Genomic DNA, 8,078 nt, shown 5'->3' on the forward strand with positions numbered 1-8,078 from the left:
CCAAGTACCGGGCGTTGACCGAACGGGTTCGGGACGCTATCTTTACAGCGCACTCCGCCGCAGCCTGTCAACCGTCCCAACCCCAGACCGGGAGAAAACGATGCGGATCGCTCGCGCCCTGATTCTCAGCCTCGTCCTCAGCCTGATCGCCGCCGCCGTCCTCGCCGCCCAAAGCTTCGGCGACCTGAAAGACCTGGCCCGGATCAAGAACGACGTGAAAAGCAAACGGGTCTCGAGCTACGACCGCAACGGCGGCAATAACGATTTCCTGAAAATCCCGGCCGGGACCACCGCCGAACTGTTCAATGTCAAGGGCGCCGGGATCATCACCCACATCTGGGTCACGGTGAACCACGATGACCCGCTGTCGCGGCGCAACCTGATCCTCAGGATGTACTGGGACGGCGAGACCGAGCCCAGCGTCCAGGCCCCTCTGGGCGATTTCTTCGGCCAGGGCTGGGGCGAGTTCTACAACTATGTCACCCCCTACCTCTCCGCCGGGCCGGGCGGCGGACGGGCCATGGTCTGCTATTTCCCGATGCCGTTTGCCGCTGGCGCCCGGATCACCCTGCAGAACGACTCGGACACGGATGTCCAGGCTTTCTACTACTACGTGGACTACGAGGTCCACCCCAAGCTGGAAGCCGACCTGGGGCGCTTCCACGCCTGGTGGAACCACCGCATCACCCCGGCCGACCCCAAGGGCGAGAACGAGTGGGATGTACTCTGGCCGCAGGGGCACAACACGACCGGCGACAGCAACTACGTGTTCATGGAGACCACCGGAAGCGGCCAGTATGTGGGGGTCAACTACTATGTGACCAGCCCCCAGCCGATGTGGTACGGCGAGGGTGACGACATGTTCTTCATCGACGGCGAAAAGTGGCCCGCCAGCCTTCAGGGCACCGGGACCGAGGACTATTTCAACATGAGCTGGTGCCCCAAGGAACTCTACAACCACCCCTACTACGGCCTGGCCCGGATCAACAACGAGACCGACTGGCTGGGGCGCAGCCACTGCTACCGTTTCCACATCCAGGACCCGGTGCGCTTCAGCAAATCGCTGCGCGCCACCATAGAGCACGGCCACGACAACACCCTGACCCTGGAGCTGGCCACGGTGGCCTACTGGTACCAGAGCGAGCCGCACAAGCCGTTCCCTGCCATCGGCGACCGGACCTCGCGCAAGCCCATGCCCGTGCCGACCGGTGTGGAGATACTTCGCTGGCGCGATGCCTGGCGCAAGAGCCTGGGCAACGGCCAGCAACTCTGGGGTGATGAGGAAAAAAAATAACCCGACCCGTTCCCGACTGACAAGGCAACCTTTACAGGGGGCAGTCCGATGCTGAAGTGGGACAAAGCCGTGTTCTCCGGCCCGGAGATGCTGAAACCGGGGCCGAAAGAGGCGATCCTCGTGGCCAACGGCGACCGTCGCCGCACAGCCAACCTTTCCTGCCAGAAAGCTCAGTTAGAGTGCGAGAGGCAGCTCCGCGCCGCGTTCGAGAAACAGGGCTGGAAGCTGCTGCGCGCCCACCCCGAGGTGGACCCGGAGCTGGGCCACTGTTTCATCGAGACCCAGGCCCAGGGCCGCGACATCTTCGCCCGCATTCCCAAGGACACCCCGCTGGTGGTGGCCGAGGCGGTCTGGCAGTACTCCAACCACGTGGCCTACAACCTCTGGGAGCACCGCGGGCCGATCCTGGTCGCCTCGAATTTCGACGGCCAGTGGCCGGGGCTGGTCGGCGCGCTGGGCCTGGCCGCCTGCCTGACCAAGCACGCCTGGGCCCGCGACCAGAAAGGCCACAGCCTGCTCTGGAGCAGTGAGGAGTTCAAGGACAAGGAAAGTGTGAAAAAGCTCAAGGAATGGCTGGCCAAGGGTGCGATCACGCACGACATGTCGCACGCGCGCGAGTTCGGCGAGGCGGATAAGGCTCTGCTTCCGGCGGTCAGGTTCGGCGAGGCCGCGGCCGGGGATTTCCGGGCCCGCCCCCGGATCATCGGCCTCTACGACCCGCTCTGCATGGGCATGATCAACGCCGCGTTCGATGAGCACGACATGCTCGGCCTGGGCATCCAATTGCGCCGCCTGAACCAGAGCGACCTTTACGCCCGCATGCAGGACATCCCGCGCCGCGAGGCCCTGGGCTATATCAAGTGGCTGGTGGACCGCGGGTTCAAGCTCACGATCGGCTCCGACCCGTTCCGCGAGATCACCGAGTCGGCGGTGGTGGAGAGCGGACGGATGTACGCCGCCATGGCCCGTCACCTGGCCGAGGAACGCCTGGACGGCCTGGGCATCCCCTACCAGCTGGGCCTGGCCCGCCTGACCGCGGCCAGCGACCTGGCCGAGGCCATGCTCAACAGCTCCGACCGTCCGCCCGTCGAGTACCGCGGCGCCACGGTCATGCCCGGCGAGCCGATCATGTGCGCCAACGAGGCCGACATGGGCTGCGCCGTGGACCAGACCCTGAGCAAGTTCATCTACCGCGCCAGCGGCCTGCCCCCACGGCTCTGGGAGACCACGCAGCACGATGTCCGCTGGGGCGAGACCTACAAGGGCCAGGCGAAGTTCACGGGCAAGGGCAAGCTGAAAGTTGAAGCGTTCCTCTGGGCCTTCGAGCTGAGCGGCAACACCCCGGCCGGCCACGCCGAGCGAGGCTGGGCTGATATGGAGGCCACGCGCCAGGCCTATGAGTTCTTCGTCGAGGGCGGAATCTGCACCAAGTGCACGGCCCGTCCGGGCGAGCTGGTCTGGAGCCGGGTGTACGTGGACGGCGGACGGTTCTGCCTGGATGTGGGACGCGGGGCCGCGCTGGAGCTGCCCGAGGCCGAGAGCCGCCGCCGCTGGGACGCCACCACCGAGCAGTGGCCGCTGATGCACGCCCTGCTGTACGGAGTCAGCCGCGACCAGCTCATGGCCCGTCACCGCAGCAACCACATAACCGTGAGCTACGCCCCCGACCCGGAGAGCGCCAACTCCATCGCCATTGCCAAGGCGGCCATGGCGCGCGCCCTGGGAATGAAAGTGTTCCTCTGCGGCGACTTTTCCGCTGAGGCCAGCCTGAGCCACAAGGCGGCTAAGGGCCTGCCCGTGGAGGGGCCGTTCGAGAAGTAGGCTGGAGGTTTCCCCCGTTGCCCAAAGAGGGAAAGACGGTGGATGGCCTGTGCAGCGCCCACCGGCGCTGTCGTAGGGGCGGGATATATCCCGCCCGCAGGCTTTACACACCCCGCCCGCGCCTGCGGCGCGGGCGCCCCTCTCGAGAGGGGACTAAAGCCAAGGCAGCCATAACATTGCAGCAAACGGAAGCGCCGGGGTGTGATGGTTGCGCCCCGGCGCTTGTTGTGCCAATGCGTTGTGATTACTTCCCCTACCGTATCGCGCTCACGATCCCGCTGCGCGCGGGCGGGGGAAGGTCCGCCGGGCGGCAGTCGTAGTAGCGCTCGCGGGCGGCCTCCGGGGTCAGGAACTCCACCCGGCTGAAACCGGCCCCCTCCAGCAGCGCTTGCATCTCATCTCTGGTGAAAAAACTGACAAACGGCTCGCCCAGGCCCGCCACGTGCACGCCCAACTGCGAGAAAGACAGCTGTGCTCTGGCCTCGGGCGGCAGGAAAGTGAGCACTATCCGGCTGCCCGGCGGGAACGCGGCCACAGAGCGCAGGGTGGATTCTATCGCGGCCCGCTCCAGGTACATGCACACGCCAAGCCAGGAGAAAAAGGCCGGTGCATCGGGCTGGACCCCCTGACGGCGCAGACCCTCCAGCAGAGACTCGTGCGCGAAATCAATCTGGATGAAAGAAACGTTCGGGGGGATCGCAAGCCCGGCGGCGTCGAGGTGGGCGCGTTTCTCGGCCTGGGTGCCGGCATGGTCGACCTCCAGGATTTGCAGCCCCTTCGCCCACTCGGGCTGCCGCAGGGCGAACGTGTCGAACCCGGCGCCGAGGAGCACGTAACGGGTCACACCCCGTGCCACCGACTCCTGCAGGCAGTCCTCGGCGAAACGCGAGCGCAGCACCACGTGCGAGCGCAGGGCTATGTTCTCGGGGGTTTGGAAACGCTCGGGCGTCGAGCGTATCTTACTTTCGGTCCCCTCGCCCAGCAGGCGCAAGGCCAGCGGGTCGTCCAGGATCAGCGGGCAGGCGTCGAATATCTGGTGGGCGGCGCGCAGGTAGGCGACGCCCACGGCGGTGCGGCTGGCTTGACGGTCTGTCATTTTTAGGGATACCTACGACGAGGTGAGAAGCAATCCAACGGAAGAGTCCGTATCACCCCTCTACAATCTTTACGGCCTCATCCCTCCCTGCGCGAACTCCTCCATCTGCTCCTGGAGGGTTTTCTGACGCGCGTACACGGCCCGGAAACTATCCTTGAGGAACACTTTCTCCAGGCGGAAACTCTCCTGGCCCAGGCCTGCGGCCTGCATGTGAAGGCGGACCTCCTCGGGCTGCAGGCCGAACCCCATCTTGAGCGGCTCGCGCAGGTAGATCTGCCCGTTGGGCTTGAGCCGCGCGGCCAGGGCCTTGACCACCTCCGCGCGCGAGTCCGGGGCGATGTCGTGCAGCACGAAATGCACGAACACCACGTCATACACCCCGCTCTCCAGGGCGGCGCTGAAAATGTCGCCCAGCACGAAATCCACATTGCCGAACGCGGCCAGCTCGGCCCGGGCGCACTCTAACCATTTCTCGGAGATGTCCAGGCAGGTGAGCCGTCCACCGCCCGCGCTCAACGCGCGCGCCAGGTGAACGGCCGCCGCGCCGCTGCCGCTGCCGAAATCGAGCACCCGCTCGCTTCCCTTGAGCCTGAGCGAGCGCACATAGCTACCGTAGGAAAGGCTCCACAGGCGGTTGTTCACCACCCGCTCCACCTTGACCAGCCATTCCGGGGGGTTGGTGTAGTCCACGTCGATTTTCCTTGTCACTTTACCTGGCGCGGAATTAAGAACCGCTCTAAAGATAGCACGCCGGGCCCGGTTCTACCAGTCTATCTCGTTCAGCGCGCGGTCGATCTCCTCGCGGAACTGGAACTGGGGTTCCTGCCGCTGCGGGACCTCGTCCTTCTCGAACCAGGGCCGCTCCAGGATCGGCACATGCGCGCCCGGCGGGTCGAGGGCCACCACCGTGTCGCCGCGCCAGCGGACCTTGTACTCGCGGCCGTCCAGCTTCTCGACGCGGGTCTCGGTGCTCTGCGGGTATTCCAGGCTCAGGCGCTGGCCGGTTTTAGCCCCTGAGAACTGTACATAGGTTCCGTTCCAGACAGGTTCCACCTCGCGGCCGTCCACCCGGCAGCGCACCGCGGCGCGGTCCACCCAACCGGGGGCGCGCAGCAGCACCACGGCATCCCGGTAGAGCACGGCCTCGACTTTGCCTTGGTACGGAAGGCTGCTCTCCACCCGGCAGGCGGCGGTCTCCTTGTTGAGGGCCAGATTCACCCGCACCGTGTCGCCGCTGACCGTCACGATCCGGCGCCAGGCCAGGAACAGGCCCCAGGCCCCGTGCGGGGCGCAGCAGTTCTGGATCGCGTTTTTGACCCGCGCGTGGTCGTCAACGAGGTCGTTGGGCGCGCCCCAGCCCACAAAGCAGCCGCGCACCCGCGAGGGGACATCCGTCCAGGAGGAGGCCACGTTGTCCGGGCAGGGCGAGCAGGCGTGCATCCAGCCGGTGTCTATCATCTGCCCGGCGGTGAAATAGTTGCGCAGATAGCGCTCGGCACGGTCCCAGTATTCCGGGTACCCGGCCCCGGCCAGCAACAGGTAGCACTGGAGCATGTCAACCACGGCGCAGGTCTCGCAGGAGTTGGTGTCCTCGGGCTTCATCCATTCACGCCCCTCCATCTCCATCACCCAGCCGAAACGGCTGGCCAGGTGCTCCGAGGCGTAGTCCACCATCCGGCGCGCCCAGAGAATGTGCTCCGGGTCGCCCCCGGCCAGGGCTTCGCGGATCACCCCGGCCACGGCGAACAGCGCCCCGTGGACATTGGCGATGCCGAGTTTCTTTTTCCCGCTCAGCGAAGTGTGCTGGTAGTCGACAATGAAATTGGCCAGACCCGCGGCCAACGCGCGGGCGCGCTCGCTGCCGGTCACCTGCCAGTACTTGACCAGCGGGGTGATCCAGCCGCCGGAGTTCTGGCTCACCCGCGGCGGGCGCGATGGGTCGACCACATGGCCCGGGTAGTAGGCCTCGTTCTCGAACCAGACATACTTGCCCTGGCGCACGGCCAGCTTCTCCAGGCCGTCCAGCATGGCCTCCAGACGGTCTTTCACCTCCGGCTCACCGTACAGCATGTACAGGCTCAGAAGGCCCATGAACACGCTGCGGTTGTCCCAGAGGTTCACCTCGGCGCGGCCCTCGCCGCGCATGAACGGGCTGTAGGCCGGGCGGGAGGATAGGCCGTACTCGGGTGAGATCGAGTGGTAGATAAGTTTCTGGTAAGCGCGCTGGGCCTCGAGACCCTCCAGGCTGCCGGTGATCTGGCGCGCGGCGATCAGGCCGTAGAGGTTGCGGCCCGGGTTCTCGGAATAGTCCCAGTGGTTGTGGCGCAGCTCGGTGCAGTCCGGCCCGATGAAGGTCCAGAAATAGGGCAGCATGCCCTGGGCCGAATCGGGTGCGCGGGTGAGGAAATTGATCGAGGCGGCGGCGTGCTCGCGCAGGTCGAGTGTGGCCGGCACGGAGCGGGTGGTCCAGGCTGTCTGGGCCGATACCGTGGCCGTGAACACCAGAAGGCTCAGCACACTCCAGCTCAGGCGAATTTTCATCCGGCCTCCCTCGTGGAGTTGGCAATGTACATTCGTATCAGCGTAGAGGCGGACCCCTGTGTCCGCCCGGGCGCACACGCGAGTGCGACCCTACATTGACAAAAAGCCCAACGACCGCAGAGGCATCTCTCACTGATTTCCCAGCCACTCGCCGCCCTGATCCACGTTCTCCGGGGTGAACACGCGGCTGCGCAGGGTGATCTCCTTGGGCACGCTCTCGCCGCTCAGGATTTTCAGGGCGTTGTCTATCGCCTCCTGCCCGCCGGTGGGGTACTCGAAGCTGGCAGCAAGCACGCCCTGTTTCACATAGACCTGGCCCTCCTGCGGAAGGCCGTCGATACCCACGAACAGCATCTGGCTCTCGCGTCCAGCGGCCTTGGCGGCCAGGTAGGCCCCGTGCGCGCCCGGATCGTTGTGGGCGTAGACCAGGTCGATCTTGTCGAAACGGGCCAAGGCGCTCTCCATCTCCTGGCGCGCGTTGGGCTCCAGCCATTTCATGTCCGCCTCGAAGATCACCTCCAGGGCCGAGCCTCGGATACCCTCGACAAAGCCGCTGTGACGGTCCTGGCCGGGAGTGGAGGTCATCAGGCCCTTGAGCTCCACCACCTTGCCCTTGCCACCCAGTTTAGTCACGATCCACTGGCCGGCCGCCTTGCCGATCATCTTGTTGTCCGCCCCGATGAAACAGGTGTAGTCCTCACCCAGGACGCGGCGGTCGAGCACGATCACCGGGATGCCTTTCTTGTAGGCGTCCGCCACCGGCTCGGTCAGGGGCGCGGCCTCCTTGGGCGAGATGATGATCAGGTTCACCCCCGTGCGCACGAACTCCTCCACGTGGGACCTCTGGCGCAGGTTGTCGTTCTGGGCGTCCTTGAAGATCACCTCCACCTCGGGGTGCGCCTCGGCGGCCTTCCGGATGTCGGCGTTCATCTGCACGCGCCAGGGCTCACCCAGGTTGCACTGGCTCATCCCGATAATCCATTTGGCCTTGCCGGATTGCGCGGCCGAGCCCTCGGATGCGGATTCGGTCTTGGCGCCGCCGCCGCAGGCCAGGGCGGCCAGGGCGAGGGCAAGGGCGGCAAAGAGCAGGGCGCGGTTCGGACGGTTGTTCTGCATGGCTGTGGCTCTCCCGGTAAGTGGAGGACGGATGGTCAGGCCTGCCGTTTCTGGAACAGGACCGCCACTATTATTATCAGGCCGGTCAGCATCAGGCGGCTCTCCTCGCCCACCGCGTTGATGCTCAGTATTTTTTCGAGGTAGCCGATAGTCAGGATGCCCAGCAGGGTGAGGCCCACTCCGCCGCGGCCGCCGCGCAGGCTGGTCCCG

At 65.8% G+C, this 8,078-nt stretch carries 6 protein-coding genes; 2 read left to right on the forward strand and 4 right to left on the reverse strand.

Annotated features, from left to right (window positions below; all coding sequences use genetic code 11):
* Positions 1-100: 100 nt before the first annotated feature.
* Together LLH00_04540 and LLH00_04545 are read left to right on the forward strand one after the other, a co-directional pair.
* Entirely contained in the window at positions 101-1,294 is a 1,194-nt protein-coding gene (locus LLH00_04540) for a DUF2961 domain-containing protein (protein MCE5270532.1), read from the forward strand.
* A gap of 48 nt (positions 1,295-1,342) precedes the next feature.
* Positions 1,343-3,115 carry a fucose isomerase gene (locus LLH00_04545; protein ID MCE5270533.1) on the forward strand — a complete coding sequence of 591 codons (1,773 nt, stop codon included), beginning with the start codon at positions 1,343-1,345 and terminating at the stop codon, positions 3,113-3,115.
* Between the two features lie 253 nt (positions 3,116-3,368).
* Here LLH00_04545 and LLH00_04550 read toward each other — a convergent pair whose 3' ends face one another.
* From LLH00_04550 to LLH00_04565, 4 genes are all read right to left on the reverse strand, one after another.
* Positions 3,369-4,211 carry a class I SAM-dependent methyltransferase gene (locus LLH00_04550; protein ID MCE5270534.1) on the reverse strand — a complete coding sequence of 281 codons (843 nt, stop codon included), beginning with the start codon at positions 4,209-4,211 and terminating at the stop codon, positions 3,369-3,371.
* A gap of 69 nt (positions 4,212-4,280) precedes the next feature.
* Entirely contained in the window at positions 4,281-4,919 is a 639-nt protein-coding gene (locus tag LLH00_04555) for a class I SAM-dependent methyltransferase (protein ID MCE5270535.1), read from the reverse strand.
* A gap of 54 nt (positions 4,920-4,973) precedes the next feature.
* Entirely contained in the window at positions 4,974-6,752 is a 1,779-nt protein-coding gene (locus LLH00_04560; protein MCE5270536.1) for a glycoside hydrolase family 127 protein, read from the reverse strand.
* Between the two features lie 129 nt (positions 6,753-6,881).
* Positions 6,882-7,868, reverse strand: a complete 987-nt coding sequence (locus LLH00_04565; protein ID MCE5270537.1) for a substrate-binding domain-containing protein — start codon at positions 7,866-7,868, stop codon at positions 6,882-6,884.
* Positions 7,869-8,078: the final 210 nt, after the last annotated feature.

This window comes from bacterium (assembly GCA_021372515.1).
In the GTDB taxonomy this organism is placed as follows: Bacteria; Gemmatimonadota; Glassbacteria; order GWA2-58-10; family GWA2-58-10; genus JAJFUG01.

Coding starts and splice junctions, on each gene's coding strand:
- LLH00_04545 (MCE5270533.1), top strand. CDS start 1,343: ATGCTGAAGTGGGACAAAGCCGTGTTCTCCGGCCCGGAGATGCTGAAA.
- LLH00_04550 (MCE5270534.1), bottom strand. CDS start 4,211: ATGACAGACCGTCAAGCCAGCCGCACCGCCGTGGGCGTCGCCTACCTG.
- LLH00_04565 (MCE5270537.1), bottom strand. CDS start 7,868: ATGCAGAACAACCGTCCGAACCGCGCCCTGCTCTTTGCCGCCCTTGCC.
- LLH00_04540 (MCE5270532.1), top strand. CDS start 101: ATGCGGATCGCTCGCGCCCTGATTCTCAGCCTCGTCCTCAGCCTGATC.
- LLH00_04560 (MCE5270536.1), bottom strand. CDS start 6,752: ATGAAAATTCGCCTGAGCTGGAGTGTGCTGAGCCTTCTGGTGTTCACG.